Raw genomic sequence first — 26,415 nt, forward strand, 5'->3', positions numbered from 1 at the left:
GTTTCGTCACGGGCCTGCCGCTTGCCGCGCCACGCGCGGCACACTAAGCGGCGTGGCCATGCAGATCCGTGACGCCACCGACGCCGACGTCTCCGCGCTCACCGCGATCTACGCGCATCACGTGCTGCACGGCACCGGCACCTTCGAGGTCGCGCCGCCGGACGAGGCGGAGATGGCGCGGCGCCTCGCGCGCATCCGCGACCGCGGCTGGGCCTGGCTGGTGGCCGATGCCGAGGACGGGACGCTGCTCGGCTTCGCCTTCTACACGCAGTTCCGCGACCTCGCGGGCTATGCGCATTGCGCGGAGAACGCGATCTACGTGCGGGACGACGTGCGCGGCCAGGGGGTGGGCAAGGCGCTGGTCCAGGCGCTGCTGGACCGCGCGGAGGCGGCGGGCTTCCGCCAGATGCTGGCGGTGATCGGCGATGCCGACAATGTCGGCTCGATCGGCCTGCATGTCTCGCTCGGCTTCCGCCAGACGGGGGTGCTGAAGTCGGTCGGGCTGAAATTCGGCGCCTGGGTCGATGTGGTGCTGATGCAGAAGACGCTGGGCGAGGGCGATCGCAGCCTGCCGGGCTGACCCCCCGGCTACCGCAGCAACGCGGCCAACAGCGTCAGGCTCCAAAGCGCCACGGCCAGCATCCCGACTCGCTCCGCATGCCACAGCAGGCGCCGGCGCAGCGTCTCCTTCAGGCGGCGCTGCACCTCCGCGCGCGGCACGCCGGGGATCGCCTCCGGCAGCAGGTCGTTCAGCATCATCCAGGATTCGCTGCGGCGGATGTCGCGATGCGGCGTGCGCCACGCGATCACCAGCAGCGCCACGGCCACGATCGCGACCAGGTCGGCGCCGCTGCGCAGCGCCAGCGGCAGGTCGAAGGACAGCGCCAGCATCACCATGCCGATCCCGAGGCCGGCGAAGCCAAGCGCACGCCGGATGCTGCGATCGGTGACGAACTCCAGAGGATCCATCGACAGCTTCACCCCGGCCGGACGGCGGCAGCATGACCGCGCGGCGCGGTGGCGTTCAACCGTCAATTCGCGACGGGCGACAGGCGCGCGGCAGCGCCGCAGCGCCGCCGGTCACGCATCGACCAGCCGTTCCTGCAACTGACGCAGCGTCGTGCCGGCCAGTTCCCGCTCCATCGCCTGCTCCGCCTCGTCCAGCACGCCGCGCAACAGCCCCGGCACGGCGCGGCCCAGCGCATCGCCTGTGCCGCGCGGGCCGGGATGGCTCGGCAGCAGCGGCATGCCCTGCCGGCGCATTGCCGCCCAGACCTCGGCGAGGCTGATCTCCTCGGCGGGACGTGCCAGCTCGGCCCCGCCGGGACCGCGGCGCACCCGCAGCAGGCCGGCGCGGGCAAGCTGCCCGGCCAATCGTCGGATCACCACCGGGTTTGTCCCGACACTTGTGGCGATCCGTCCGCTCGTGGCCTGCCCGCCTGGCTCGGAGGCAAGGAGCAGGAGAATGTGGATGGCAACTGCGAAGCGCGTGGCGACCATGGTCCGGCCTTCACGCGCAATGAGTGCCGAGGTTCCCTGGCTTTCTACAGAGACTTGACGATCGACTGAACAGAGCACGAACATCGCAACATGACGCTCGCCTTCTCCCCGGCACCGGCTGCCCGGACGCTCGCCATATGCCGCGCGGCGGCACGATTCTGTGCCCGCCGCGGCTGGGCGCCGGTGACGGAGATGCCCCTGCCCAACGGCCGCCGCGCCGATATCCTGGCGCTGCTGCCGGATGGCGGCTTCGTGGTGGTGGAGGTGAAGTCCTGCGCGCGCGACTTCCTCTCGGATGGCAAGTGGCCGGAGTACCGCGACTTCTGCGACAGGCTGTATTTCGCCGTGGACCTGGATTTCCCACGCGCGCTGATCCCGGAGGAGGTCGGGCTGATGGTGGCCGACGGTCCGGATGCCGAGCTGGTGCGGGACGCCCCGGACCATCGGCTGGCGGGCGCACGGCGGAAGGCGTTGCTGCACCGCTATGCCATGACGGCGGCGGGGCGGCTTGCGGCCATGCAGGACCCTGCGGGGTTTTCCGAGTTGCGGGCGGCGCTCAGGGTGGAGTGACCGTCCCCCGTTCTCGGGCGGTCATGGAGGATGCCCGAGGCGGCGCGTAGGCTGGTATGGTGCCGGAATGTCTGCCGTCACCCTCACATCCTGGTCACGACGTCTGGCGGCCGGTCGCTCAATCGGGCGGCTTGTACTGGCCGCGCTGATGGCGCCGGTCGGGGCAACATTCGTCTGTGCTGCTGCCTGGCCGCTCATGGCGGTGGCGGCCTGGCTGGTCGTGTTTGCCGGTCTGCGCGACGGCGATACGAGCCTGTCGGCGCGTATGGAAAGTGGCATCTTGGCGTGGGCCGCCACGCTCGCCTATGGCTGGATCGTCACCGTCCCTCTGACCTTGCTCGCGGTCATTCCGTGTCACCTGCTGCTCGTAGCCTTCCACCGACGATCACTCCGCGCCTATCTCGCCCTGGGAATCCTGGCTGGGCCGCTGGCCATCTGGCTGCCGCAAGCGATCTATGCCGTCACTGAACGGCGCGTGGGGCCCGCTCCGTTCTTTGACGAGGGCCAGATTTTGCTGTTTGGACTGGCAAGCCTCGGCGGCCTTGGTGCTGCGCTTGCGTTCTGGTTGACGCTCCGCCCCGACCGCCCGGTCGTGACGGCCTGAATTCGCAACCGCGGGCGGCGCTTCGGGTGGCGTGTTGGACTTTGCCTAGCCAGACACCTACGCTCACGGAGGCAGAAGGCTCAACCAGCAGGACGTCGAGCGTGGCGCGACTGACCGAGCGTCCCTGGAAACGCGCCTGGGACGCCGTGGCGACGAAACCGGCGCTGCGGGCGAGTTTCGTGGCCGCCGCTGTGGCGCAAATCGCTGCCGGGGTCCTTCTTTGCGGCTGGATGTTCGCGCGCGCCGTTGTCGGTGCGGTCGAAGCCGCTGCCGGTTGCTGCGAAGACGGGGGCTTCGCCGTCGGTGGCGCCTTCCTGGCAGCGGTCGAGCATCTCGGCTTGGCCCTGGTCGCTTCGGCGATGATGGGATTGGTCTACAGCGTTTTGATTCTGCCGATCTCTGCGCTGTTCCTCCTGCCTGCGGCGGCGGTGTTCGGCCTCGCCGTCCACGGACTCCTTGCCGCGGCCGGGCTGCGATCGCGATGGTCCTACCTTGCCTGCGGGTTCGCGCTGGGCCCGGTCGCGCTGTGGCTCGTTATCGGCCTGCGGGGCGGACAACCGCATATCGATCCAGAATATCTGTGGCACGTCCGCCTGCTGTTCGCCGCCTCGGGCGCGATCGCGCAATACGCCTTCTGGAGAGAACTCCGCGCCGTTCCTGCTGTGGTCGCCTTTGGCCCTGGCAATCGCTAAGTTCGTCGCTGGGCAGCGCGCTGAGCGGCCCGACGATGCCTCCTGCGAGGCGGCCGTTCCAACGCGACGTCCACACGCCTACAGCGCCGGATCCAGCCCCCGCAGCCGCGCCGCCAGATAGCTCGCGTAGTCGTCCGTCATTCCCGCCACGAAGTCGATCGCGCAGCGGATGTTCTCGGACGACGAGAAATCCGCGCGCGGCTCGTAGTCCTGCATCAGTGACAGCACCTGCCGCTGCCGATGCGTCAGCGCGGCGCGGTCGCCGCCTTCCCGCACGAAGGCAAGGCAGGCCGGCACGAAGACCTCCAGCGCCTTGCCCAGCACGTCCTGCGCGCCGATCTCGAACTCGATCTTGCGGGGATGGAAGTAGATCACCCGCGCATTGTGCCGCTTGATCGCCGCCAGCGCCTGCGCGTGCCGCAGCCCCTCGCCCGCGCAGAGATCGAGCAGGCCGGTCCCGGGCGGCACCGCGCCGGCCAGGATCGCATCGCGATGCGCCAGGAAGGCTGCGACGCAGGCCTCGATCAGCGTGCCGATCGCCCGCGCGCGCAGATAGGCGATCCGCTGCGGCACGGTCTCCTCGGCGTCGAGGCTGCGGGTGCTGGTGCAGCACGGCGCGACCAGGTCGCGATAGGTGTCGTAGCCGACGATCCCGAGTTCCACCGCATCCTCGAGATCGGCGAGCGAATAGACGATGTCGTCGGCCGCCTCCATCAGCCACACGGCGGGGTGGCGCGGATTGGTGCCATCCAGCCCCGCGGCGTCGCGCACCGTGGCGAATGCCATGGCCTCGGTCGCGAATCGGCCGAACTTCACGCCTGCCCTGCCGCCCCGCGCGGCGCGCGCATCGGCGGCATCCCAGGGGTATTTCAGGAAGGCGGCAAGCGTCGCGACGGTCAGCTTCATCCCGCCGCGCTGGCGGTAGCCATCGGCGCGCGTGAGGATGCGGAAGCCCTGCGCATTGCCGTCGAAGCAGGCGAGATCGGCATCGAGGCCGAGCGCCGCCACCTCCGGCCGCGCCAGGAAAGCGGCCATCCAGGCGGCGATCACCTCCTCCCCGGCATGGCCGAAGGGCGGGTTGCCGATGTCATGCGCCAGGCAGGTCGCCTGCACGAGATAGCCGAGGTCGTCCGGCGTGCGGCCGAAGTCCACGCCCGCCTCGCGCAGCGCCGTGCCGGTCGCGAAGCCCAGCGAGCGCCCGACGCTGGCGACCTCCAGCGTATGCACCAGGCGGTTGCGCACATGCGCGTTGGAGGGCAGCGGATGCACCTGCGTCTTCTTCTGCAGCCGCCGGAAGGGGCGGGAGAAGACGATGCGGTCCTGGTCGATCTGGAAGGCGTTGCGGTGGTCGTCCGGGCGCCGCGCGCCGCCCTCGAAGCGGTCGTCGCGGAACAGCAGCGCCCAGTCCATCAGCCCTTGATCTTGGCCACCGTCGCGGTCGTGCTCTGCCCCGGCAGAAGTTCGGCCAGCCGCACCACGCCGCCCCATTCGCCGATGAGGTCGCCGCCCACCACCTGCGAAACCGTATAGTCGGCGCCCTTCACCAGCACTTCCGGGCGCAACTGGCGGATGAGTTCCACTGGCGTGTCCTCGTCGAACAGCGTGACGCAATCCACCGAGGCCAGGCTCGCCAGCACCGCCGCCCGCGCCGCCTCCCCCTGGATGGGGCGGGAGGCACCCTTCAGGCGCTTCACGCTGGCATCGGTGTTCAGCCCCACCACCAGCCGGTCGCACCAGCCGCGCGCCTGTTCCAGCAGATGCACATGGCCCGGATGCAGCAGGTCGAAGCAGCCATTGGTGAAGCCGATGCGCCAGCCGCGGCGGCGCCAGCGTTCCACCTGCTCCACCGCCTGGGCGCGGCCCATCACCTTGCGCAGCGCGCCGCGCTCGGGCGTCAGCGCCTCCAGCAGGTCCGATTCGCGGGCGACGGCGGTCCCGATCTTGCCCACTACGATGCCCGCCGCGATGTTCGCGAGACGCGCGGCGAGCGGTGCGGCGAGGCCCGCGGCAAGCCCGGCCGCGACCACCGAAACCACCGTGTCGCCGGCGCCCGAGACGTCGTGCACCTCGGGCGCCTCGGCCGGGAAGTGGCGGACGCCCGCGGCATCGACCAGCGTCATCCCGTCCTCGCTGCGCGTCACCAGGACGGCGCCGAAGCCGTGCTTCTCCCGCAGGGAGGTGGCGGCGGCGACGATCGCCTCCTCGGTCGGCAGCTTGGTGCCGGTGGCCTGGGCCAGTTCGGCGCGGTTCGGCGTGATCAGGTCGGCGCCGGCATAGCGGCTGTAGTCGTTGCCCTTGGGGTCCACCACCACGCGCCGCCCGGCCGCGCGTGCCGCGGCGATCAGGCGCTGGCAGGTGTCGCCGGCCAGGACCCCCTTCTGGTAGTCGGACAGCACCATCACCGTGGTCGCCGCCACGGCATCCGCGGCGATGCGCACCATGCGCTCGGCCAGGCGCTCATGGATCGGGCTGGACTGCTCGTGGTCGGCGCGCAGCAATTGCTGGCCGGCCGCGATGAAGCGGGTCTTCGTGGTGGTGGCGCGGCCGCCCTGCACCAGCAGCCAGGGCTCCACATTGGGCTGGCCGCCGATGAGCCCGGTCAGGTCGCTGCCGGCCTGGTCGTCGCCCACCACCGAGACGAAGGCGACCGCCGCGCCGAGGGCGGTGAGGTTGCGCACCACGTTCCCGGCGCCACCGGGCATCGCGACCTCGCGCTCCACGGCGATCACCGGCACCGGCGCCTCGGGGCTCACGCGCTGGACGCGGCCATAGACGTAGCGGTCGAGCATCGCATCGCCCACCACCAGCACCGAGGCGCGGCGAAGCTGTCGGACGGCATCCGCGAGGTCCCCAGCCGGGATCTCGGGCATCGGGCGATCGCCGGGCGCGGGGCCTTGCATGTCAACCGCCTACCCTACCCCTTGCACCCTGCGCAAGGCAGGCTTTGCAGGTTTCCGGTCACGCGGGCGCAGGCGCATCACGCCTGCGGCATGGGATCGCACCTACGAGCCGAACGCCCGCACTGCCGCCGGGCAAGCCTGCGGGAGGCTGGGCGGCTGCCTGCAACCCGCTCGGTCCTGCCTCGTTGGCCCTACGCCGCCCGATACGACACAGCCCCGCCACGCCATCCCGCAGGCGGGCTCCGCCACGAGAGGACAGGCCTTGTCAGCCACCACAGCCCCGGTCTTCGCCCGACCCCTGCACCCGCTGCATGCGATCCTGCTTGCATTCCCGCTGCCGCTGTTCCTCGGCGCGCTGCTGGCGGACATCGCCTATGCGCGGACATTCCACGTGCAATGGACGAACTTCTCCTCCTGGCTGATCGCCGGGGGGCTGCTGTTCGGCGGCTTCGCGCTGCTCTGGGCGCTGATCGACCTGATCCGCATCCGCGCACCGGGCCGCCGGCATGCGGCGATCTATTTCGTGGTGCTGCTGGCCATGTGGGGCCTCGGGCTCATCAACGCGCTGGTGCATTCGAAGGACGCCTACGCGGTGATGCCGGAGGCGCCCTGGCTCTCGGCCGTCGTGGCGCTGCTCGCGCTGGTCGCGTCCTGGCTCGGCTATTCCGGCTCTCACGCGAGGGGAACGATCTGATGCGCGCCGCCTTCCTGATCGCCGCGGCGGTCGCCCTGACCGCCTGCGACGGCGACCCCGTTGCCGAGCAGCGCGGCCCCAACCCGCAGCTTCCGGCGCCGGAGCGCGGCCTGCTGCCGGCCATGACGATCCCCCGCCCCGCCGAATGGGGCACTGCGCTGCCAACGGTGCCGGCGGGCTATCGCATCCAGGCGATCGCCACGGAGCTGCGCATCCCGCGCCAGATGCTGGTGCTGCCGAATGGCGACATCCTCGTGGCGGAGGGGTCAGGCGGCGGCGCGCCGGCGCTGCGGCCCAAGGATGTGATCGCCGGCTACATCAAGAGCCTCGGCAAATCCTCGGTGCCCGGCGGGAACCGGTTGACGCTGCTGCGCGACGCGGATGGCGACGGCACCTACGAGACCCGCACCGTCTTCGCCGACGACCTCAACGCGCCCTATGGGCTCGCGCTGGTCAACGGCGCCATCTACGTCGCCAACGAGGATGCGCTGGTGCGCTTCGACTACCAGGACGGCCAGACCGAGGCGAGCGGGGAGCCGACGCTCGTCGCGCAGCTTCCCGCGGTGATCAACCATCACTGGACCAAGGCGATGACGGCCAGTGCCGATGGACGATTCCTCTATGTCGGCATCGGCTCCAACAGCAACATCACGGAGCGCGGCATGGCGGCGGAGGAAGACCGCGCCATGATCTGGGAGATCGAGGCCGAGACCGGACGGCACCGGCAATACGCCACCGGCCTGCGCAACCCGACCGCGCTCGCCATCCAGCCCGGCACCGGCCAGCTCTGGGCCGTGGTGAACGAGCGCGACGAGATCGGGCCGAACCTGGTGCCGGACTACCTGACCTCGGTGCGGGAAGGCGCCTTCTATGGCTGGCCGTACAGCTACTGGGGCCAGAACGTTGATGAGCGCGTGCGCCCGATGGACATGGACAAGGTCGCCGCGGCGGTCGCGCCGGATTACGCCCTCGGCTCGCACGTCGCCGCACTCGGCCTTGCCTTCTCCAGCGCCGCGATGGGCGAGCGCTTCGCGCAGGGCGCCTTCGTCGGCCAGCATGGCAGCTGGAACCGCAACGAGCCGGTGGGCTATCGCGTGGTCTTCGTCCCGTTCCAGGACGGGCAGCCCTCGGGTGACGCGGTGGATGTGGTGACGGGCTTCCTGACCGCGGACAACAACGCGCGCGGCCGGCCTGTCGGCGTCGCGGTGGATCCGCGCGGCGCGCTGCTGGTCGCGGACGACCTGTCGAACACGATCTGGCGCGTCACGCCGGAACGCTGACCCGCGCTACACCGTGAGGAAGCCGATGCGCTCGGCTTCCAGCACGGCGCAGGTCAGCGCGCCGCCGAACACCGCGCCGGTATCCACGCCGATGCGATGCGACCGCACTTCCGGCGCGCGCACCGGCGTGTGGCCATGCACGACCACCGCGGGCAACGTCCCCTGCCAGGAAAGAAAGGGCTCGCGGATCCAGGCGAGGTCCACCGGCTCCTGCCGGTCGAGCGGCAGGTCCGGCCGCACCCCCGCATGGGCGAAGAAGTAGCCACCGAGCGCCAGGCTTGGCCGGAGGCGCCGGAGCCAGCCGCGATCGCCCGCCGGCACCAGCGACCAGGTGCCGCTGTCCTCCGCATCCGCGCCGTAGCTGGCGAGCGTCGCCGCGCCGCCATTGTCGAGCCAGAAGCCGCGGATCCGGTCATCGGCCGCGGCGTCCAGCGCAGCCAGCATCATCTGCTCGTGGTTGCCCATCAGGCTCACGCTCTCGGCGCCGGGCACCAGCACCGGCGCGCGGAGCAGGGCGATCACCCCCGCGCTGTCCGGCCCGCGATCCACATAGTCGCCGAGATGCACCAGCAGCAGCTTCGCCGGCTTGCTGGCGGCGGCGTGGGTGGAGATGCGGTGGTGCATCTCCGCCAGGCGCCCGGCGCAGCCATGCGCGTCGCCGATCGCATAGACGCGCACCCCCGCCGGCAGCCAGCCGGGGGCCGGCGCCCACATTAAGTCTTCGGTCATCATCGCCGACCCAAGCTAGCCCGGCCGCGGCAGGACGTCGCCATCCGCCGGCCGGGGCGGGAGACACATGCCCGGCACATCCAAGAAGACCCTTGCGCCGCCGCCGGAGAGCTGGCCGGACGACCCGCTCGGCCGCGCGCTGCGCCTTGGTGTGGGGAAGCCCGGCCGGGTGGTGCTCCGCATCGAGGAAGCTGCGCCGCACCGGCGCAAGGTGGCGCGGGCGCTGCTGCAGGAAGGCGCACTGGCCGCCGGCGGGCAGGTGCTGGACGGGCGGCGCGGCGACCTGCTGCTGGTCGGCGCCGAGGCCGGGCGCGCGGCACGGCTGCGCCACCTGCTGGAACGCCTGGTCGGCCCTGCCGGCACGCTGATCTGGTCACTGGAGCACGATGCCGCCGCGCTGGCGGCCTATGCCGCGGGCGGACCGCCCGCCCTGCCCCGCCCGGCGCAGCATGGCCCGGGGCTGGCAGCGCTGGATGCGCATCTGGCGGGGCTGGCGCTGCCGGACTTCATCCGCCGCTCCGGCGGCACGGCGATCGGCGCGGCCGCGCCGCGCTTCCTGCGGCTGGAACCTGACCGCGCCCGCATCGCGGAGGCGCTCGGGCCGCTTGGCGGCGATACCGACCTGCTGGATCACGCGTCGCGCCACTTCGCCGCCCGGCTCCTGGCGGCCCTGGCCCGGGCGGAGGAGGCGCGGCCGCTGCTCGGCGCCGGTGGCCCGGCCCGGCTGCACCTGCCCTTGCCCCCTGCCCTGCCCTCCGGCGCCAGTGCCCCGCCGGGCGTGCTCGTCGCCACCATGCCGCTGGCCGAGGCCGGTGATCCCACCGGGCTGGAAGCTCGCCGCGCAAGGCTCGCGGCGTCCGGCATCGCGCTGGAACTGGATGGGCTGGACGCCGCCGCGCTGGCGGTGCTGGACCCGGCGGCGCTGCCGGGCGCGCTGCTGCGCCTGCACTGGTCGCCCGACCTCGCGGCCCCCGCCCCGCGCGCCGCGCTCGCCGCGCTGGATCCCGCGCGGCTGGTGCTGGCCGACGCAACGACGGCGGAGGCACGGCACTTCGCGGCGGAACTCGGCATCGCGCAACTCGAAGGCGCCGCGCCGTGACCGCCCTGCCGCGGGACGGCGCAGGCCGCGCCGGAACGAAGGCCGCGCTGGACCTCGCCAGCCTGGTGCGGGAGAGCGTGGCCGCCGACGCAGCGCGGGAAGTGCTGCATCTGCGCCTCTCCGGCCTCGCCCCCGCGCTGCGCCGGCCGCATCACCGCCGCCTGCTGCGCGATGCGCTGGACAGCGCGCTGGCGGCGACGCGGGCGAACATCTTCGACCTGCCGAATGGCGACGTCGTCGCCGTGGCGCGCGTGCCGGCACCGGCGCTGGAGCAGGCGCAGGCGGCGCTGCTGCGCAGCCTGGATGCCGGCTCGGCCGGCGCGGTGCGACGCCTGCGCCTGCCGGAGGAGGCGGCGCAGCTTCTCAGTGCCGCGGCCGAGAGCCTGGGCATGGAGCCGGCCGAGGCGGCCTCCGCCGAACCGGACAGCGGCGGGGCGGCGCCGCTGGGCAGCGCCGAACTCGCCGCCGCCGAACGCGCCCTGGCCGCGGCGGATCTCGAGCCCGCGACGCTCGCGCAATCCGTCTGCCGGCTCGACCCCGAAGGCGGCGCGCCGGAGCCGGTGTGGGAGGATCGTCGCATCGCCTGGGCGGCGCTGGGCGCGATGGTGCTGCCCGGCCGCGACCTGGACGCCGCGCCCGCGCTGCTGCGCCGCCTGGGGCGGATGGCGGAAGGGCGCATGCTGATCGAGATGGCGCGGCCGGCGGCGCAGCTCGCCTGGCGGCCGGTCGGGCTGCCGCTGGCCCCGGCGACACTGGAAAGCGGCATCTTCGCGCGCTTCGCGGAGGCGCTGCCCGCCGGGCGGCGTGCGGAGGTGATCATCGGCCTGCGCCCCGCGGATGTGCTGGCCGACCCACGCACGGTGCGCCGCCTGTCGCCGCTGCTGCGCCAGCGCGGCTTCCGCCTGGCGCTGGACGACGCGACGCCGGCGCTGATCGCGCTGCTGCCGCCGGAGCGCCTGGGGCTCGACATGGTGCGGCTGCGCTGGTCGGCGGAGCTGCCTTCCTCGGTGCCGGATGCGGTGCGGCGCCTGCTGCAGGCCGCGTCGGAGCATGTGGTGCTGGCCGGGGTGGACCGGCCGGCCGCGATCGCCTGGGGCTGGGAGGCCGGCATCCGGCTGTTCCAGGGGCCGCTGATCGAAAGGCGGCGGCGGGGAGCGTAGCGCCCGCCGCTGCTACGCCGCCACGCGCGGGGTGGCCCCGGCCTGGGTCGCGCCCTTGCCGCAGAGCGCCGGCAGCGCCTGCGGCGGCACCGGCTCGCTCAGCAGGTAGCCCTGCGCCAGGTCGCAGCCCAGCGCCGCCAGCGCCTGCAACTGCCCGCGCGTCTCCACGCCTTCCGCCACCACCTTGGCCGAGAGGCCGTGCGCCAGGCGGATCACCGCATCCACGATGTGCCGGCTCGGCCCCGGCTGCTCGATCCGGTCCACGAATTGCCGGTCCACCTTGATCACGTCGAAGGCCAGGTGCTGCAGGTAGCCGAGCGAGGAATAGCCCGTGCCGAAATCGTCCAGCGCGACGCGCACGCCGAGCTTGCGGAGCGCCGCGACCTCGGCGGCGGCGCGGTCGGCGTTGCGCAGGAACACGCCTTCGGTCACTTCCACTTCCAGCAGCCGCGGATCGCCGCCGGTCGCGGCCAGGGCTTCCTGCACCATGCGGACGCCCTGCCCGGCGCCGAATTCCGCGGCGGAAAGGTTGACGGCGACCGGCACCTCCAGACCCTGCATGCGCCAGCGCAGCGCCTGGCGGCAGGCTTCCTCCAGCACGAAGCGCGTCAGGCGGTGGATCAGGCCGGTCTCCTCGGCGACGGGAATGAACAGGCTCGGCGGCACCCAGCCACGCTCGGGGTGGTGCCAGCGCAGCAGCGCCTCCGCGCCTTCCAGCGCGCCGTCGCGCAGGCGGAACTTGGGCTGGTAGGCCAGCACCATCTGCCCGACCGTCACCGCCTGGTGCAGGTCCTCCTCCAGCCGGCGGCGCTCCACCAGGCGCTCCTCCTGGTCGGCGGAGAAGACCACGTTGCGTCCGCGCCCGCCGGCCTTGGCGCGATACAGCGCGATATCCGCGCGCTGCAGCAGCGCCTCCGCCGTCTCGCCATGCAGCGGCGCCAGCGCCGTGCCGACGGAGCCGCCGCTGCGTAGCGTGTAGCCGGCGATGCGGAAGGGCCGCGCCAGCGCCTGCACCAGCCGCGCGGCGGTCTCCGCCGCCTCCTCCGGGCCGGCGATGTCGGGCTGGATCACCGCGAATTCGTCGCCGCCGAGCCGCGCCAGCACGTCGCCCTGGCGCAGCGTGCCGGCCATGCGCGTGGCCGCCGCGATCAGCAACTGGTCGCCGACGGGATGGCCGAGGCTGTCATTGACGGCCTTGAAGTCGTCGAGGTCGAGGCAGTGGACCGCGACCACGCGCGCGGCCCTGCCCGGCACCAGCGCCGCGCGCAGCCGCTCGGCGAACAGCACGCGGTTCGGCAGTCCGGTCAGCACGTCGTGCTCGGCGAGGAAGCGGATCCGCTCATCGGCCTCGCGCCGGTCGCTGACATCGAGCCCGACCGAGACGACGCGCACCACTTCCGCCCCGGACAGCACGGGCGCCGAGGTGGTGATCAGGGTGCGCCGGCCGCCTTCCTGCGTCGGGACCTCACGCTCCGCGGCGCCGCGCGGCTGGCGCTCGGCCAGCACGGCGGCGGCATCGCGTTCCAGCCAGGGCGCGGCGCCGATCTCCCCGGCGCGCCGCCCGATGAGCTGGGCATCGGAGGCGGGCAGGCGATAGAGGTCGCGCGCGGCGCCGTTGGCCAGCACGAAGCGGCCTTCCGCATCCACCGCCGTCACGGCGACCGGCAGCGCCTCCACCAGCACGCGCAGCGTCCGCTCGGTGTCCATCGCGCGTCGCATGCCGCGGCGGAGCAGTGCCATCAGCAGGGCCGAGCTCAGCGCGATGCCGACGATGCAGGCGGTGAAGACCAGCGAGAGGCGCGATGCATTGGCCTGGGCCAGCGTGACTGCCTCCGCGCGTTCCAGGTGCAGCGCGACGTTGAGGCTGGTGAGCTGGTCCTCCGCCGAATCCAGCACGACAAGGATGCGCGCGCGCTCGACGCGATCCTCCGGGCGGAAGGCGATGATCGCGGGCTCGATGGCCTCGAGCGATTCCAGCAGCCCGGCGATGCTGCCGAGCTGGCGGTGCACCGCCTCCGTCGTCTCGGCATTCTCCGGCGTCAGCAGCGCGACGCGGCTCAGCAGGATCTCGAAGCGGTCGAGCAGGGTCTCGTCCTGGGGCTCAGCGTCCAGCTCGCCCATGCGCAGCATGGCGCTGCGCGTGCGGTGCAGCTCGACCAGGGCCTGGCTGCTGTACCAGACGGAGACGCGCTGCGACTGGTTCTCCAGCCGGTACTGCTGCACGGCATGCTGCAGGGCCACGCCGATGGAGGCGGCGAAGAGCAGCGCCGCACCGGCAGCCAGGAACAGCGGCGCTCGACGCCGCGGCGCTGCGCCGCGCATGCGGGATCAGGAGATCGTGATCGTCCGCAGCTGCCAGATCGCACGCTCGCGCACGGTCGGCACGTCCAGCTCGGGGCGCTGCGACCAGGGGAAGATCATCCAGACCGGTCCGCGGTCGCGGATGCGCAGCGGCTGGTCGTCCTGCCGCGTGGCGAGGAAGGCGCCCTGCTGCACGAGCTCGGCGAGGGGCGCCGTCACCGCATAGTCGTTGAGCGCCACCAGCCGCAGCGTCCCTCCCTGCGCGCCGACATGCGCCAGCAGCGTCTCCAGCCTCACGCCGGCGAAGCTCTGCGGCGTGGTGCCGGTCCAGACGGTGCGGGTGACGAGGTCCGCGCGGCCGAGCGCCTCCAGCGCGGCAAGGTCGAAACGCGCGCCGTCCGGCGCGGCGATCCTGCCGGTGACGCGCAGGATCTCGCGCCCGCGCGGCTGCGTCGGCGCCTCCGGCGACTGTTGCGCGAGGACCGACGGTGCGGCTGCAAGAAGCGGCAGCAGCAGGAAGCGGCGGCGTAGCATGGCGGGTTCCCTCGATGAGCGGGCCTTGCCCGGTTCCGGCAACACTGTGCGGCCCGCCACTGAACGGAGCGTTAAGGCGGACACCGTTGCCGTCGGTGGCGTGCCTCGCCTATGCCGGCGCGATGACCGCAACTCCCGCGCTCCGCGTCGAGGCGCTGACCAAACGCTACCGGCCCGACGCACCCGACGCGGTGGCGGCGCTGGACTTCACCATGCCGCGTGGCGCGACCTGGGGCCTGCTGGGCGGCAACGGCGCCGGCAAGACCACCACCATCGCCATGCTGCTCGGCCTGCTGGTGCCGACCTCCGGCCGCATCCTGGCACTCGGCCACGACATGGCGACCGACCGCTTCGCCGCGCTGGCGCGGATGAATTTCTCCTCGCCCTACGTGGCCTTGCCGCACCGGCTGAGCGTGGCGGAGAACCTGAGGGTCTATGCGCATCTCTACGGCGTGCCGGGCGCGGATGCGCGGATCAGGGAGCTGGCGGAGCAGCTGCAGCTCACCGAGTTGCTTTCCCGCCCGGCGGGCGAGCTCTCGGCCGGGCAGAAGACGCGCGTGGCGCTGGCCAAGGCGCTGATCAACCGGCCCGAATTGCTGCTGCTGGACGAGCCGACCGCGAGCCTCGATCCCGACACCGGCGACTGGGTGCGCAGCTGGCTGGAACGCTACCGCGCCGAGACCGGCTGCGCGATCCTGCTCGCCAGCCACAACATGGGCGAGGTCGAACGGCTCTGCGACCACGTCCTGGTGCTGAAGCAGGGCCGCGTGGTCGATGCCGGCAGCCCGGCCGCGCTGCTGGAACGCTATGGCCGCGACGACCTGGAGGATGTGTTCCTCGACATCGCGCGCGACCGGCAGCGGCTGGAGCCCACGCCATGAGCGCGCTCGCGCTGCGTCGCATCTGGGGCCTGATGTATCGCCACCTCGCGCTCTATCGGCGTTCCTGGCCGCGCGTGCTGGAGCTGATGTACTGGCCCGTGCTGCAGATGGTCGTGTGGGGCTTCGTCACCGCCTACCTGGCCGGGGTGCAGAACAACGTCGCCTCCGTCGCGGCTGGCGTGCTGCTGGGCGGCGTGCTGCTGTGGGAGGTGGCGGTGCGCAGCCAGATGGGCTTCGCGATCTCCTTCCTCGAAGAGATCTGGTCGCGCAACCTCGGCCATGTCTTCGTCAGCCCGCTGCGCCCGCTGGAGCTGGTGGCCGGGCTGATCGGGATGAGCATGATCCGCATGCTGGCGGGCGTGATCCCCGCGATGATCCTGGCCTTCATGCTGTACGGCTTCGGCCTGTGGAGCCTCGGGCCGGTGCTGGTGCTGTTCTTCGCGGCGCTGATGGCGATGGGCTGGGCCGTCGCGCTCGGCGTAACGGCGCTGATCCTGCGCCACGGCGCGGGGGCGGAGCCGCTGGCCTGGAGCGTGCTGTTCGGGCTGACGCCCTTCGCCGCGGTGTTCTATCCCGTCAGCGTGCTGCCTGGCTGGTTGCAGCCGCTGGCCTGGATGATCCCCGCCGCGCATGTGTTCGAAGGCATGCGCGCGGCGCTGCTGCAGGGCACCATCGCCTGGGGCCACCTGGCCGCCGCCTTCGCGCTGGACCTGGTCTGGCTGGCAGGCCTCGGCTGGCTGTTCCTGCGCCAGTTCCAGGGGGCGCGCGTGCGCGGGGCGCTGCTGAACATCGGGGAGTAGAATCCGCCGCCCACGCGACGATATGCTGCGGGCGAGAGGAGCACGGCGCATGGACCTGCCGCCACGCTACGAGGAGGACGTCTACGCCTGGGCGCTGCACCAGGCGGCGGTGCTGCGCCGCCTAAAGGACGCCGGCCTGGTGCTGCCGAACGACCTCGACCTGGAGAACGTGGCGGAGGAGATCGAGTCCTTGGGCAACGAGCAGCTGTTCCAGGTGGAGAGCAACCTGGAGCAGGCGCTGCTGCACCTGCTGAAACTGGCGACGGAGCCGGCTGCTGATCCCGCCAGGCACTGGGTCACCGAGACTCGCGCATTCCTGCGCACGGCCCGCAAGCGCTACCGGCCGTCGATGCGCCGCTTGCTGGACCTCGATGCGCTCTGGGGAGGCCTTGTCCGACAGCTCCGGGTGGAGGCACGGCAGGAGGACCGGTCACCGCCGCCGCTGCCCGCGTCCATGCCCTTCACCCTCGACGACCTGCTCGACGAGGATGCCGACCCGCGCGCCCTCGCCAATCGCCTCGCCGCGCTGATCCCGCCCGCGTAACCCGCGCGCGCCCCGTGCGTTGGGCGCGCATGCGCCAGGACCCACCCGCCTTCCTCTTCGCCACCGGCATCGAGAACTCCAACCCCCGCATCAAGGGCGGCACGCTGCGCGTGGACGAGATGGCCCGCTGCGGCCATTACGAGCGCTGGCGCGAGGATTTCGCGCTGGTGCAGGAGCTCGGCCTGCGCTTCCTGCGCTACGGGCCGCCCATCCACACCACCCTGCTCGGCGCCGGGCGGCACGACTGGGACTTCGCCGACCAGACCTTCGGCGAGTTGCAGCGGCGCGACATCGTGCCGATCGTCGATCTCTGCCATTTCGGCGTGCCCGACTTCATCGGGGACTTCCAGAACCCGGACTTCCCACGGCTCTTCGCCGACTATGCCGGCGCCTTCGCGCGGCGCTTCCCCTGGGTGCAGCTCTACACCCCGGTGAACGAGATGTACATCTGCGCCCTGTTCTCCGCCCGCTACGGCTGGTGGAACGAGCAGCTCGCGACCGACCGCAGCTTCGTCACCGCATTGAAGCACGTCGTCGGCGGCAACCTGCTGGCGATGCGGGAGATCCTGAAGGTCCGCCCCGACGCGATCTTCATCCAGTCCGAAAGCACAGAATACTTCCACGCCCAGAGCCCCGCCGCGATCGGCCCGGCCGAGATCCGCAACCAGGAGCGCTTCCTCTCGCTCGACCTCAACTACGGCCGCCGCGTGGACAGCGGCATGTACGAATATCTCATGGATTCCGGCATGACGCGGGAAGAGTACCACTTCTTCCTCGCCCACTCGCCGCTCAAGCGCCACTGCATCATGGGCAACGACTACTACTGGACCAACGAGCACCTGGTGCATGAGGACGGGCACACCCGCGCTTCGGGCGAGGTGTTCGGCTATGCCGTCCTGACGCGCCAGTATCACGACCGCTACGGCCTGCCGGTGATGCACACCGAGACCAACATCCGCGACGACAACGAGGGCGACGCCGAACGCTGGCTCTGGAAGCAATGGGCAAACGTGCTGCGCGTGCGCAACGACGGCGTGCCGGTGATCGGCTTCACCTGGTACTCGCTGACCGACCAGGTGGATTGGGACACCGCGCTGCGCGAGGACAATGGCCATGTCGACAAGGTTGGCCTGTACGACCTCGAGCGGAGGATCCGCCCGGTCGGACGCGCCTATCAGCGCCTTGTCGCGCAGTGGCGGGAGGTGCTGCCGGCGCAATCGCTCTGCCTGCAGGTGCCGGTTGTGATGCCGAGCGCCTATGAGGGCGAGGGCCTCCCCGAGGCCTATTGGGCGCGGCAGGCCAGCATGCGGCGCGGGTAGTCGGCTTCGGCGGCGCGGAGTAGAGGGAGCGGGTGACCACCACCACCCGCCTCTTCCTCGTCCGCCACGCCCTGGTGGAACCCTCCGCGCGCCTGACGATGTACGGCACGATGGATGTCGGCCTGTGCGAGCTGGCCTTGCGGCAGGAGGCCGCCGCCTATCGCTGGCTCGCCGCACGCCTGCCGCAGCCGGCGCGCTGGCTCGTCACCCCGCTCTCCCGCACCCGCGCCACGGCCGCGGCGATCTTCGCCGCCGGCTACCCGGAAACGCCGCTGGAGACCCATCCCGAGCTGATCGAGCAGGCGCTCGGCGAATGGCAAGGCCTGCCGCACGACACCTTCTTCCAGCGGCTGCGCGACAAGCCGCACCCCTTCTGGTCGATCAGCGTGGAAGAGCGCCCGCCCGGCGGCGAGAGCTTCGCCGACGTCATCGCCCGCGTCGGGCCGGCGGTGGACCGGCTGGTCGAGGAGAATGCGGGCGGCGACGTGGTGATCGTGGCGCATGGCGGGTCGATCCGCGCGGCGCTGGCGCATGCCATGGGCGTGCCGGGCCTGGCGGTGCTGACCTTCTCGATCAAGAACCTGTCGCTGACGCGGCTCGAGAAGGTCGGCCCCGACTGGCGCGTCGCCGCGGTGAACGAAGAGCCCTTCACCTTGCCTGTATAGGCGCCTCAGGCGCCGGCGCCGCCTCCGGCGGCTTGGCTGACGCGCAGGCCACGGTCGCCCCGGCCCGCGCTGTCGGGTGGTGCGCGGGCCGCTTCGCGGCCTCGGCCGGCCTTGCCGGCCGCCTGAGCCTTCGGTCCGCCACATCACGCCCCCGAAATACCTTGCCTCTGCCTTGGACAGCCGAGTCGCAACCCTGTAGAATCGGCGCGGACACAACACCTTGCCGGAGGCTGCTCATGTTCCGTGGCATCTACGTGGCTGCCCTCCTCCTCGCCGCCCAGCCCGCGGCGGCGCAGCAGGCGCAGCAGACCCTGGTCGATCGCGCTGCGCTCGCGGTGCAGGAGATCATGACCACCGGTGACCACACCCGCGAACAGCAGGACACGCTGAAGCGCGCCCGCGCCGCGCTGGTCTGCCCGCGCGTCTTCCGCGCCGGCTTCATCCTCGCCGGCGAGGGCGGGACCTGCGTGCTGCTCGGCCGCGACGGCGGCGGGTCCTGGTCGTCGCCTGCCTTCTACCAGATGAGTTCCGGCAGCCTCGGCCTGCAGGCCGGCATCCAGGACGGCACCATGCTGGTCATGGTGATGACCGATCGCGGGTTGCAGGCGCTGATGAACAGCCAGTTCAAGGTCGGGGCGGATGCCGCGATGACCTTCGCCACCCTCGGGGCCGGCGTCCAGGGCGCCACCACCGCGGCGGCGGGGGCGGATATCGTCGCCATCTCGCGCACGCGCGGCCTGTTCGCGGGCATGTCGCTGCAGGGCTCCCTGCTCACCTATCTGCCGGACTACGCCCGCGCCTATTACGGCAAGGACGCATCGGCCCGGCAGATCGTGGTGCAGATGGAGGCGCACAATCCCGGCGCGGACCCGCTGCGCGCGATGCTGATGCGCTTCGGCTCGCCCGGCGCCCAGGCCTCGGCGCAGGCCACGTCGCCGACGTCGCAGCGCTAGTTGCAACGTCCCGTGCGCGCGCCGCGCGAATTGACCGCCCGGCGCGGCGATGCCAGAGGATCGGCGTGCGCGCCCTCGACCCCGCCATAGCCGGACAGCTCGCCGCCTCGCTGCCGGAGGCGGAGTTCCAGCGTCTGCTGCGTACCTTCGAAGCGGATCTCGGCCGCCTTGCCGACGACTATGGCCGCGCCGCCGCGGCCGAGGATTCGGACGGGCTGCGCCGCGCGGCGCACAGCCTGGCCGGCGCGGCCGCGGCGATCGGCGCGGGCCGGCTGGAAGCCGCGGCGCGCTCCGCCATGGAAGGCCAGGGCACGGCCGACACCGCCGGGCAGATCCGCGACGAGGCCGCGGCCGCGCTGGCCGCGCTGGCCGCGCTGTCGGCCCCTGTCGGCCAGGACGGCAGCGGGTCCGCCGACGGCTAGCTTGCCGCAAGCGGCGCGTGGCGCTCTTGCGTCACGCGGGCCAGCGGCAGGGCGATCAGGCAGACCATCCCGTCGCGCTCCCAGAGCCGCTCCGCCTCGCCACCGAGTTGCCCGCCGATCGTGGCCTGGATGACGCGCGCGCCGAAGCCGCGACGGCGCGGCTCGTTGGCGATCTCCGGCCCGTCCCGCTCCTCCCAGCGCAGCCGCAGCCTTCCCGCTGCCTCGTCGCGCCACCAGGTGACGCAGAGCCGCCCGTGCGGCGCCCCCAGCGCGCCGTATTTCGTCGCGTTGGTCGCCAGTTCATGCACCGCCATGGACAGCGCCTGCACGGCCGGCGGCGTCAGCAGGATGTCCGGGCCCTGCAGCGCGATACGCTGTGCGCCCGCGGCGCCGCCGCCGGCCTGGGCGAAGGTGGCGAGCTCGGCTTCCAGCACGCTGCGCAGCCTGACGCCCTGCCAGCGCCCCTCCGCCAGCGCGGAATGCGCCCGCGCCAGCGCCGCCACGCGGCCTTCCACGGCCTTCGCGAAGGCATCCGCATCGTGCCGGGGGGTGAGGCGGAGCGCGGCCTGCACCACCGTCAGCGCGTTCTTCGCGCGATGGTCCAGCTCGCGCGCCATCAGCGCCTGGCGCTCCTCCGCCTCGCGCCGCTCGGTGATGTCCATGCTGGAGCCGATATAGCCGAGGAAGCTGCCCTGGGCATCGTAGCGCGGCGCGCCCACCGCCAGCACGAAGCGCCAGGCGCCGTCCTCGGCGCGGCGGATGCGGTACTCCAGGCGGAACCCCTCCTGCGCGGCAAGGGCGGCGCGGGTGGTGGCGCGCGTGGCGGCCCGGTCCTCGGGATGCACGGCGTCCAGCCAGCCCATGCCTTCCCCGGCATGCGGCGCCTGGCCGGTGAAGTCGTACCAGGACTGGCCGAGGAAGGTGCAGCGCCCCGCCGCATCGGTGACCCAGACCATTACCGGGGCATGGTCCGCCATGTCGCGGAACCGCGCCTCGCTCTCCTGCAGGGCCGCCGTGCGCTCCTCGACGCGGCGTTCCAGCGCCTCGCGTTCGCCCTGCAACGCCGCGGTCAGCGCCTGCTGCCGCGCCGCGCCGCGCCGGCCGACGACGGCCAGGGCCGTCAGCATCGCGAGTACCGCCGCCAGGACCAGGCCGGCCAGCCAGGTGCGCTCGCGCCAATCCGCCAGCACGACGTCGAGCGGCTGGCTGACCGCCAGAACCACGGGAAACCGATCGAGGCGGCGGATCGCCTCGAGCCTTCCGCCATCGGCGATGCGCACCAAACCTTCGCCCGGAGACGGGAGGTCCTGCGGCATGCCCAGGGCGTCGGCCGGCGGCTCGCTGGCGCTCGCCGCCGGAGGCCAGGCGACCAGCCGCGCACCATCATCGCGAAACAAGGCGAACTGCGCCCCGTCGCCCAGCCCGGCCTCCGCATACACGGCGCCGAAGTAGTCGCTGTAGACGCCGGCGACCGCGATGCCGGAGAACCCACCATCAGGCGCCTCCAGCGGACGGCTCAGCGTGAAGCGCATCCGGCCTGAGACAGAGCCCGGCGCCGCGGAGCCGATGCGCAATCCGCGCTCGCCCGCAAGATGGGCCTGGAAATACGGCCTGTGCGCATAGGCGCCGACGGTCGAGGGCGGCTCCGACCAGCTATCCACCAGCGTGGTGCCGTCGCGGTCCATGACCCAGGCCGAGGACAATTGCTGGCTGTCGACGACCAGCAGGCGCAGGCGCTCATGCAGGCCGGGGGCGCGGCCCTCCTCGCGCAGCCCCGCGGGATCGCCGACGGCGGCGACGGCCGCCTGCACGGCACGGTCGCCGGCAGCGAAGGCGCGGTCGGCATGTTCCTCCAGCAGCCGCGCCGTGGCGGCGAGATTGGCCTCCGCGCCCTTCAGGACGCTCCGCCGGTCCGCCAGGACGCCCAGTGTCCACATGCCCGTGCAGGCGGTGCCGGACACGACCAGCGCCAGGAGCCAGGCCGCTCTCTGCACATGCCATCCTCGGGAAGGGTGTCCCGGGAAGAGCCATGCCGCGCATGCCCCCCGAAGGCCACGCAACTTCGCGCGATCCAGCCCGGTTGCACGCGCGAAGGGCGCGGGAAATCGGCCGGAACAGACCAGGGGTGGCGGGACGGCTGCCGCATTCCCGCTGGATTCCGCAGCGCCGGCATGCCGTAACTGATGTCGTCATACCGGTGTCGGAGGCTTGCCATGGATACGGTGGTCGCGATGCCGCAGGCCGGTCCGCTCACGGAGGACGAGGCCGCGACCATCGCCTATGTCCGCGACCTGCAGCGCGACGGGCGCCTGTTGCTGCGCCATGTCGCGCGCCGCGCGGATCGCAGCCTCGCCATGTCGCCGGGCATCGCGGCGGTGCCGCAGATCACCGTGCTCACCGAGGATCCCGCGGCGATCGCGCGCGACCGCGGCAAGTTCCAGGCGCTCACCGGCTGCGTGGACGCGCTCAGCCGGCAGGCGGCGCCCGCCAATGCCAGCACCATCCGGCTCACGCGCGCCTATCTGCGCAGCGCGACGGAAGGCGGCGAGCCTTCGGTCGAGGTGAAGGCGCGGGTGCGGTGGCTGCGGGCGGTGATCTTCAGCCTGATCGTGCTGGTCGTGCTGGCGGTGATCGTCTCCATCGGGCTGCTCGCGCATGTGGACAATGGCCGCCGCGCCGTGCAGCAGCTCCAGGCCTCTGTGGCCGAGATCGAGACGCTGCAGGGCGAGCTGGCGAAGCTGCCGCCCAATGCCTGGGTGCCGCCGCGCGTGCCGGCGCTGGAGCTGACCTATCGCCCGATGTGCCCGGGTTCGAGCGCCTACGCGCTGCTGCCCGCGGATACGCCGGATGGCGCGCGGGCGGATGCGCTGTGCAGCCTGCTCGGCCAGGCGGCGCTGCGCAATCGCCTGGTGATGATGCGGCTGGCGCGCTGGAACAGCCTGTCCTGCGGCGTGCCGCTGCTCGATCCTTGCACGCCGCCGGATGCCGGGGAGACGATGTACGACCAGTCGATGCAGCACCACTGGGATCGGACGGAGCTGCGCACCGCCTCCGTCATCTCCACGCTGACGGGCTTCGTGCTGCCGCTGCTGATGGGCTTCATCGGCGGCGCCGCGTATGTGCTGCGGCGGCTTGACCACAAGCTGTCGGAGAACACGCTGGAAGTGCGCGATGGCTGGCACGCCGTGCTGCGCGTGCTGCTGGCGACGATGCTGGGCGGGCTGCTCGGCGTGGTCTGGAGCGGCGACGAGCCGGTGCAGCTCGGCGGCTTCGCGCTGACGCTCGCGGCCGCGGCCTTCTTCGTCGGCTTCGCGCTGGAGGCGGTGTTCACGGTGATCGAGGCGATGGTCGAGGGCGTCGCGGGACGGCTGCAGACGCCGCCGCCGCCGCAGGTGATCACCGCGCCGCCGATGATCGTGCCGCAGATGCCGATGGGCGTGCCGGGACAGAGCTGAGCCGCTATCCCGCCAGCCCCGCGCGCAGCCGCCGCCGCGCCTCCTCCGGCAGGTCGTCCAGCAGGCCGTGGCGCAGGAAGAATCCGGTCATCACCAGGTTGACGTTGAACTTCACGCGGTCGCCCTCGGCCACTTCCCGCAGCAGGTCGCGGGCGGGGCGCAGCTCGAAACGCTCGACCTCGTCGTCCGAGGGGCGCGGGACCACGCCTTCCGGCAGTTCGAGGTCGTAGCAATGCAGCACGTCGCGGCGCAGCCCCTCGTCATTGGCCATGACATAGGCGATGCGCTCCACCGGGACGGCGCTGGCCGCCAGCTCGGCCGGCAGGGAGGCCTCCTCCGCCGCTTCCTTGACCAGGCATTCATCCGGCGAGAGGCCGGCGGGAATGCCGCCCGCGACGATGTTGTCGATCTTCCCCGGCGCCACCGCCTTGTGCCTGGAGCGCCAGCCGACCCAAAGATGCGGCCCGTCCGCCCGGCGGACGAAGCCGTTCACATGCACCCCCTGGGAGATGATGCCGAAGGCCGGCAGGGCGCCGCGGTCGATCCGCGCCAGCACCGGGCCATCCGCCGTGGCGCGGACATCAAAGGGCTCGTCGCGCAGGCGGAAATGGCCGCGTGCCGCCAGCAGCCGGGCCAGGCGCTCCAGCGCGGTGGTCGCCGCGCCCTCGCCCCGGATGCGCCCGGCCAGCGCCGCGCCGTCCCGGTCGAAATGCACGTCGCGCGGGAAGAAGGAGAGCGCCCGCGCCAGCTCCGCGCCCATCCACCCCACCTGCTGCCCGGCGACCCGGAAGGGGATCAGATGGGCCGGCGAGGCGAGGTTGTTGCACGCCTCCACATGGCGCCAGAGGCGGGGGAAGAGGTCCTGGTCGGGGCTCATGCGGCCCTGTAACGCGCCGGGCGCATGGCCGGGAAGCCGCCGGAGGCTTTCGTGACGGCCGGAGATCGCCACATGGTGGCACGATGAAGCATGCCGAGACCGGGGAGGAGCGTGGCCACCTGCGCACCCTCCTGACCCTTGCCCGCTACCTCTGGCCGCAGGGCGAGCCGGGGTTGCGCGCCCGCGTCGTCGCCAGCCTCGGCCTGCTGCTGGCCGCGCGCGGCGTCAATGTGCTGATCCCGATCGCCTTCGGCCGTGCCGTGGATGCGCTGACGCCCCAGGGAGGGGCTGCCGGCGCCGCTTCGCTGGTGGTGGTGCCGATCGCGATCGTCGCGGCCTATGGCATGGTGCGGCTGCTCAGCTCCGCCTTCACGGAAGCGTCCGACGCCACCTTCTCCAAGGTGCAGGGCCGCGCCATGCGGCGCATCGCGCTGGAGGTGTTCGAGCACCTGCACCGGCTGTCGCTGCGCTTCCACCTGGATCGCCAGACCGGCGGCCTCAGCCGCGTGATCGAGCGTGGCACCCGCGGCATGACCTTCGTGCTGGACTTCCTCCTGTTCCGCATCGCGCCGACCCTGCTCGAGATCCTGATCGTCGCGGGCATCCTCTGGGTGATGTTCGACTTCACCTTCAGCGCGATCATCCTGCTGAGCCTCGGCCTCTACATCGCCTTCACGCTGCTGTTCACCGAATGGCGCCTGCGCTTCCGGCGGCAGATGAACGAGACCGACCAGGAGGCGAACACCAAGGCGGTGGACAGCCTGCTGAACTTCGAGACGGTGAAGTATTTCGGCAACGAGGCGCATGAGGCGCGGCGCTACGACCAGGCGATGCAGCGCTACGAGCACGCCTATGTCCGGTCCGAGGTCACCCTCAACGCGCTGAACTTCGGCCAGCAGGCGATCATCGCGGTGGGGCTGACCGTGGTGATGCTGCTGGCGGCGCAGCGCGTGGCGAACGGGCAGATGACCGTCGGCGACTTCGTGCTGGTCAACACCTACCTGCTGCAGCTGTTCCAGCCGCTGAACTTCCTCGGCTTCGCGTATCGCGAGATCAAGCAGGGGCTGGTGGACATGGAGGCGATGTTCGGCCTGCTGCGCGAGGCGCGCGAGGTGCCGGACCGGCCCGGTGCGAAGCCGCTGCGGGTGACGGATGGCGAGGTGCGCTTCGAGGATGTGCGCTTCGGCTACCGCCCGGACCGGGAGATCCTGAAGGGCGTTTCCTTCACCGTGCCGCCGGGGCGGACGCTGGCCATCGTCGGGCCGACGGGGGCCGGGAAGTCCACCATATCCCGCCTGCTGTTCCGCTTCTACGACGTGAACGAAGGCGCCGTGCGGGTGGACGGGCAGGATGTGCGCGACGTGACGCAGGACAGCCTGCGCGCGGCCATCGGCGTGGTGCCGCAGGACACCGTGCTGTTCAACGACACCATCCGCTACAACATCGCCTATGGCCGGCCCGGCGCCAGCCAGGCCGAGATCGAGCAGGCGGCGCGCCAGGCGCAGGTGCACGACTTCGTGCTCCGCCTGCCCGATGGCTACGACACCCGCGTGGGCGAGCGCGGCCTGAAGCTCTCGGGCGGGGAGAAGCAGCGGGTGGCGATCGCGCGCACGCTGCTGAAGGACCCGCGGCTGCTGATCCTGGACGAGGCGACCAGCGCGCTGGATACGCACACCGAGCAGGAGATCCAGTCGGCGCTGCGCAACGCCGCGCAGGGCCGCACCACGCTGGTGATCGCGCATCGCCTGTCCACCGTGGTGGAGGCGGACGAGATCATCGTTCTGCAGGACGGCCGCATCGCCGAGCGCGGCACGCATGGGCAGCTGATTGCGCTCGACAGCCTCTATGCCGAGATGTGGCGGCGCCAGGCGCAGGCGGTGGAAGCCGCCGAGGCCGCCGCCGCAGCCGCCGCCGCGGCCGAATCCTCCGAGGTCCGCGCCCGCGCGCCGGCCTGATCCGTGACCGACAAGCCGCAGGCGCCGGCCGCAATGCCCGGCGAGGGCTTCCGCTGCCCCGCGCGCCTGCCTATCTGCCGCCGATGACAGGAGGGCCAGGCATGCAGTTCGATCCCCAGGGCGTGGCGCCGGAGGACCTCAGCCATGCCGGGGCCGTGGTGGACAAGGCGATCGAGTACATGATCGGCCAGAACATCGCCCCGATCTCGGTCGCCTCGGCGCTGCTGGGCGGTGCGCTGGGCATGCTCGCGCGCAGCATGGACGACCGCGGCGTGGCCCAGGTGCTGCGCAACGCGCTGAGTTCCGTGGAGGCCGGCGAGCTGGCCGAGATGCGCGAGCATGGCGATGCGCCGGGGAGCGCCTGACGCGGCCCGATGACCGGAGGGGCGCGAGCCCCGCAGGTCTGAATCGGCCCGCCCACGGTGCGAAGCCGCCGCGATGACCGGAGGGGCGCCAGCCCCGCAGGTCTGAATCGCCCCGC

At 72.1% G+C, this 26,415-nt stretch carries 27 protein-coding genes; 18 read left to right on the forward strand and 9 right to left on the reverse strand.

Annotated elements, in window-relative coordinates; all coding sequences use genetic code 11:
• The first annotated feature begins 58 nt into the window (after window positions 1-58).
• Window positions 59-580 carry a GNAT family N-acetyltransferase gene (locus E4T13_RS20555; protein WP_137180219.1) on the forward strand — a complete coding sequence of 174 codons (522 nt, stop codon included), beginning with the start codon at window positions 59-61 and terminating at the stop codon, window positions 578-580.
• An 8-nt stretch (window positions 581-588) separates the two neighbouring features.
• On the opposite strand, the gene E4T13_RS20560 is transcribed toward E4T13_RS20555, so the two are convergent.
• Both E4T13_RS20560 and E4T13_RS20565 read right to left on the reverse strand, forming a co-directional pair.
• Window positions 589-969, reverse strand: a complete 381-nt coding sequence (locus E4T13_RS20560; protein ID WP_137180220.1) for a hypothetical protein — start codon at window positions 967-969, stop codon at window positions 589-591.
• Between the two features lie 111 nt (window positions 970-1,080).
• Window positions 1,081-1,584 carry an Rrf2 family transcriptional regulator gene (locus E4T13_RS20565; protein WP_137180221.1) on the reverse strand — a complete coding sequence of 168 codons (504 nt, stop codon included), beginning with the start codon at window positions 1,582-1,584 and terminating at the stop codon, window positions 1,081-1,083.
• Window positions 1,585-1,590: 6 nt separating this feature from the next.
• Between E4T13_RS20565 and E4T13_RS20570 the strand changes: the two genes are divergently transcribed.
• The 3 genes from E4T13_RS20570 to E4T13_RS20580 all read left to right on the forward strand — a co-directional run bounded on the left by E4T13_RS20570 (window position 1,591) and on the right by E4T13_RS20580 (window position 3,366).
• Entirely contained in the window at window positions 1,591-2,070 is a 480-nt protein-coding gene (locus E4T13_RS20570) for an MmcB family DNA repair protein (RefSeq protein ID WP_137180222.1), read from the forward strand.
• Between the two features lie 67 nt (window positions 2,071-2,137).
• Complete coding sequence (locus E4T13_RS20575; protein ID WP_137180223.1) at window positions 2,138-2,674, forward strand: hypothetical protein; 537 nt, start codon at window positions 2,138-2,140, stop codon at window positions 2,672-2,674.
• Between the two features lie 101 nt (window positions 2,675-2,775).
• A complete protein-coding gene (locus tag E4T13_RS20580; RefSeq protein ID WP_137180224.1) occupies window positions 2,776-3,366 on the forward strand; it encodes a hypothetical protein in 591 nt (196 codons plus the stop codon).
• Between the two features lie 78 nt (window positions 3,367-3,444).
• Here E4T13_RS20580 and dgt read toward each other — a convergent pair whose 3' ends face one another.
• Window positions 3,445-4,776, reverse strand: a complete 1,332-nt coding sequence (gene dgt / locus E4T13_RS20585) for a dGTP triphosphohydrolase (RefSeq protein WP_137180225.1) — start codon at window positions 4,774-4,776, stop codon at window positions 3,445-3,447.
• A complete protein-coding gene (gene rfaE1 / locus E4T13_RS20590) occupies window positions 4,776-6,236 on the reverse strand; it encodes a D-glycero-beta-D-manno-heptose-7-phosphate kinase (RefSeq protein WP_137180226.1) in 1,461 nt (486 codons plus the stop codon). Before rfaE1 ends, dgt begins: the two co-directional genes overlap by 1 nt.
• 292 nt (window positions 6,237-6,528) lie before the next feature.
• Here rfaE1 and E4T13_RS30255 point away from each other — a divergent pair, with 292 nt between their 5' ends.
• Together E4T13_RS30255 and E4T13_RS20595 are read left to right on the forward strand one after the other, a co-directional pair.
• On the forward strand, window positions 6,529-6,960 hold the full coding sequence (locus tag E4T13_RS30255) for a DUF2231 domain-containing protein (RefSeq protein ID WP_206030262.1): 432 nt from the start codon (window positions 6,529-6,531) through the stop codon (window positions 6,958-6,960).
• Window positions 6,960-8,240, forward strand: coding sequence for a sorbosone dehydrogenase family protein (locus E4T13_RS20595; protein ID WP_240791225.1), 1,281 nt, complete (start codon window positions 6,960-6,962; stop codon window positions 8,238-8,240). The genes E4T13_RS30255 and E4T13_RS20595 overlap by 1 nt, the downstream gene beginning before the upstream one ends.
• 6 nt (window positions 8,241-8,246) lie before the next feature.
• On the opposite strand, the gene E4T13_RS20600 is transcribed toward E4T13_RS20595, so the two are convergent.
• Window positions 8,247-8,969 (reverse strand): metallophosphoesterase family protein, encoded by a 723-nt coding sequence (locus E4T13_RS20600; RefSeq protein ID WP_137180228.1) that lies wholly within the window; start codon window positions 8,967-8,969, stop codon window positions 8,247-8,249.
• A gap of 67 nt (window positions 8,970-9,036) precedes the next feature.
• Between E4T13_RS20600 and E4T13_RS20605 the strand changes: the two genes are divergently transcribed.
• Complete coding sequence (locus tag E4T13_RS20605; protein ID WP_137180229.1) at window positions 9,037-10,068, forward strand: hypothetical protein; 1,032 nt, start codon at window positions 9,037-9,039, stop codon at window positions 10,066-10,068.
• Complete coding sequence (locus E4T13_RS20610) at window positions 10,065-11,228, forward strand: EAL domain-containing protein (RefSeq protein WP_137180230.1); 1,164 nt, start codon at window positions 10,065-10,067, stop codon at window positions 11,226-11,228. The genes E4T13_RS20605 and E4T13_RS20610 overlap by 4 nt, the downstream gene beginning before the upstream one ends.
• Window positions 11,229-11,240: 12 nt before the next feature.
• Here E4T13_RS20610 and E4T13_RS20615 read toward each other — a convergent pair whose 3' ends face one another.
• Both E4T13_RS20615 and E4T13_RS20620 read right to left on the reverse strand, forming a co-directional pair.
• Window positions 11,241-13,550 carry a bifunctional diguanylate cyclase/phosphodiesterase gene (locus E4T13_RS20615; protein ID WP_137180231.1) on the reverse strand — a complete coding sequence of 770 codons (2,310 nt, stop codon included), beginning with the start codon at window positions 13,548-13,550 and terminating at the stop codon, window positions 11,241-11,243.
• Window positions 13,551-13,556: 6 nt separating this feature from the next.
• On the reverse strand, window positions 13,557-14,063 hold the full coding sequence (locus E4T13_RS20620) for a molybdopterin-dependent oxidoreductase (RefSeq protein ID WP_137180232.1): 507 nt from the start codon (window positions 14,061-14,063) through the stop codon (window positions 13,557-13,559).
• Between the two features lie 122 nt (window positions 14,064-14,185).
• Between E4T13_RS20620 and E4T13_RS20625 the strand changes: the two genes are divergently transcribed.
• The 7 genes from E4T13_RS20625 (at window position 14,186) to E4T13_RS29980 (ending at window position 19,647) form a co-directional block, all read left to right on the forward strand.
• On the forward strand, window positions 14,186-14,944 hold the full coding sequence (locus E4T13_RS20625; RefSeq protein ID WP_137180976.1) for an ABC transporter ATP-binding protein: 759 nt from the start codon (window positions 14,186-14,188) through the stop codon (window positions 14,942-14,944).
• Window positions 14,941-15,744 (forward strand): ABC transporter permease, encoded by an 804-nt coding sequence (locus E4T13_RS20630; protein ID WP_137180233.1) that lies wholly within the window; start codon window positions 14,941-14,943, stop codon window positions 15,742-15,744. The genes E4T13_RS20625 and E4T13_RS20630 overlap by 4 nt, the downstream gene beginning before the upstream one ends.
• 49 nt (window positions 15,745-15,793) lie before the next feature.
• Window positions 15,794-16,288: a DUF29 domain-containing protein gene (locus E4T13_RS20635; RefSeq protein ID WP_170985113.1), complete on the forward strand. Its 495-nt coding sequence runs from the start codon at window positions 15,794-15,796 to the stop codon at window positions 16,286-16,288.
• Between the two features lie 29 nt (window positions 16,289-16,317).
• Entirely contained in the window at window positions 16,318-17,607 is a 1,290-nt protein-coding gene (locus E4T13_RS20640) for a family 1 glycosylhydrolase (RefSeq protein WP_137180235.1), read from the forward strand.
• A gap of 32 nt (window positions 17,608-17,639) precedes the next feature.
• Window positions 17,640-18,272, forward strand: a complete 633-nt coding sequence (locus E4T13_RS20645; RefSeq protein ID WP_137180236.1) for a histidine phosphatase family protein — start codon at window positions 17,640-17,642, stop codon at window positions 18,270-18,272.
• 236 nt (window positions 18,273-18,508) lie between these two features.
• A complete protein-coding gene (locus E4T13_RS20650; protein WP_137180237.1) occupies window positions 18,509-19,225 on the forward strand; it encodes a lipid-binding SYLF domain-containing protein in 717 nt (238 codons plus the stop codon).
• A gap of 65 nt (window positions 19,226-19,290) precedes the next feature.
• Window positions 19,291-19,647 carry an Hpt domain-containing protein gene (locus tag E4T13_RS29980; RefSeq protein ID WP_170985114.1) on the forward strand — a complete coding sequence of 119 codons (357 nt, stop codon included), beginning with the start codon at window positions 19,291-19,293 and terminating at the stop codon, window positions 19,645-19,647.
• On the opposite strand, the gene E4T13_RS20660 is transcribed toward E4T13_RS29980, so the two are convergent.
• Window positions 19,644-21,641, reverse strand: a complete 1,998-nt coding sequence (locus E4T13_RS20660) for a PAS domain S-box protein (RefSeq protein WP_137180239.1) — start codon at window positions 21,639-21,641, stop codon at window positions 19,644-19,646. The genes E4T13_RS29980 and E4T13_RS20660 overlap by 4 nt on opposite strands.
• A gap of 219 nt (window positions 21,642-21,860) precedes the next feature.
• On the opposite strand from E4T13_RS20660, the gene E4T13_RS20665 reads away from it, so the two are divergent.
• Entirely contained in the window at window positions 21,861-23,102 is a 1,242-nt protein-coding gene (locus tag E4T13_RS20665) for a hypothetical protein (protein ID WP_137180240.1), read from the forward strand.
• Between the two features lie 4 nt (window positions 23,103-23,106).
• Here the strand turns inward: E4T13_RS20665 and E4T13_RS20670 are convergent, their stop codons facing one another.
• Window positions 23,107-23,979 (reverse strand): NUDIX hydrolase family protein, encoded by an 873-nt coding sequence (locus E4T13_RS20670; RefSeq protein WP_137180241.1) that lies wholly within the window; start codon window positions 23,977-23,979, stop codon window positions 23,107-23,109.
• Window positions 23,980-24,062: 83 nt separating this feature from the next.
• On the opposite strand from E4T13_RS20670, the gene E4T13_RS20675 reads away from it, so the two are divergent.
• Together E4T13_RS20675 and E4T13_RS20680 are read left to right on the forward strand one after the other, a co-directional pair.
• Window positions 24,063-25,934 (forward strand): ABC transporter ATP-binding protein/permease, encoded by a 1,872-nt coding sequence (locus E4T13_RS20675; RefSeq protein WP_137180242.1) that lies wholly within the window; start codon window positions 24,063-24,065, stop codon window positions 25,932-25,934.
• A 101-nt stretch (window positions 25,935-26,035) separates the two neighbouring features.
• Window positions 26,036-26,299 (forward strand): hypothetical protein, encoded by a 264-nt coding sequence (locus tag E4T13_RS20680; protein WP_137180243.1) that lies wholly within the window; start codon window positions 26,036-26,038, stop codon window positions 26,297-26,299.
• Window positions 26,300-26,415: the final 116 nt, after the last annotated feature.

This window comes from Roseomonas sp. AR75 (genome assembly GCF_005222815.1).
In the GTDB taxonomy this organism is placed as follows: domain Bacteria; phylum Pseudomonadota; class Alphaproteobacteria; order Acetobacterales; family Acetobacteraceae; genus Falsiroseomonas.

Excerpts from the sequence above, each read along its gene's own strand:
- E4T13_RS20555 (WP_137180219.1), top strand. The coding sequence starts at position 59 with ATGCAGATCCGTGACGCCACCGACGCCGACGTCTCCGCGCTCACCGCG.
- E4T13_RS20560 (WP_137180220.1), bottom strand. The coding sequence starts at position 969 with ATGGATCCTCTGGAGTTCGTCACCGATCGCAGCATCCGGCGTGCGCTT.
- E4T13_RS20565 (WP_137180221.1), bottom strand. The coding sequence starts at position 1,584 with ATGTTCGTGCTCTGTTCAGTCGATCGTCAAGTCTCTGTAGAAAGCCAG.
- E4T13_RS20570 (WP_137180222.1), top strand. The coding sequence starts at position 1,591 with ATGACGCTCGCCTTCTCCCCGGCACCGGCTGCCCGGACGCTCGCCATA.
- E4T13_RS20575 (WP_137180223.1), top strand. The coding sequence starts at position 2,138 with ATGTCTGCCGTCACCCTCACATCCTGGTCACGACGTCTGGCGGCCGGT.
- dgt (WP_137180225.1), bottom strand. The coding sequence starts at position 4,776 with ATGGACTGGGCGCTGCTGTTCCGCGACGACCGCTTCGAGGGCGGCGCG.
- rfaE1 (WP_137180226.1), bottom strand. The coding sequence starts at position 6,236 with ATGCCCGAGATCCCGGCTGGGGACCTCGCGGATGCCGTCCGACAGCTT.
- E4T13_RS20595 (WP_240791225.1), top strand. The coding sequence starts at position 6,960 with ATGCGCGCCGCCTTCCTGATCGCCGCGGCGGTCGCCCTGACCGCCTGC.
- E4T13_RS20600 (WP_137180228.1), bottom strand. The coding sequence starts at position 8,969 with ATGACCGAAGACTTAATGTGGGCGCCGGCCCCCGGCTGGCTGCCGGCG.
- E4T13_RS20605 (WP_137180229.1), top strand. The coding sequence starts at position 9,037 with ATGCCCGGCACATCCAAGAAGACCCTTGCGCCGCCGCCGGAGAGCTGG.
- E4T13_RS20615 (WP_137180231.1), bottom strand. The coding sequence starts at position 13,550 with ATGCGCGGCGCAGCGCCGCGGCGTCGAGCGCCGCTGTTCCTGGCTGCC.
- E4T13_RS20620 (WP_137180232.1), bottom strand. The coding sequence starts at position 14,063 with ATGCTACGCCGCCGCTTCCTGCTGCTGCCGCTTCTTGCAGCCGCACCG.
- E4T13_RS20625 (WP_137180976.1), top strand. The coding sequence starts at position 14,186 with ATGACCGCAACTCCCGCGCTCCGCGTCGAGGCGCTGACCAAACGCTAC.
- E4T13_RS20630 (WP_137180233.1), top strand. The coding sequence starts at position 14,941 with ATGAGCGCGCTCGCGCTGCGTCGCATCTGGGGCCTGATGTATCGCCAC.
- E4T13_RS20635 (WP_170985113.1), top strand. The coding sequence starts at position 15,794 with ATGGACCTGCCGCCACGCTACGAGGAGGACGTCTACGCCTGGGCGCTG.
- E4T13_RS20640 (WP_137180235.1), top strand. The coding sequence starts at position 16,318 with ATGCGCCAGGACCCACCCGCCTTCCTCTTCGCCACCGGCATCGAGAAC.
- E4T13_RS20650 (WP_137180237.1), top strand. The coding sequence starts at position 18,509 with ATGTTCCGTGGCATCTACGTGGCTGCCCTCCTCCTCGCCGCCCAGCCC.
- E4T13_RS20665 (WP_137180240.1), top strand. The coding sequence starts at position 21,861 with ATGGATACGGTGGTCGCGATGCCGCAGGCCGGTCCGCTCACGGAGGAC.
- E4T13_RS20670 (WP_137180241.1), bottom strand. The coding sequence starts at position 23,979 with ATGAGCCCCGACCAGGACCTCTTCCCCCGCCTCTGGCGCCATGTGGAG.
- E4T13_RS20675 (WP_137180242.1), top strand. The coding sequence starts at position 24,063 with ATGAAGCATGCCGAGACCGGGGAGGAGCGTGGCCACCTGCGCACCCTC.
- E4T13_RS20680 (WP_137180243.1), top strand. The coding sequence starts at position 26,036 with ATGCAGTTCGATCCCCAGGGCGTGGCGCCGGAGGACCTCAGCCATGCC.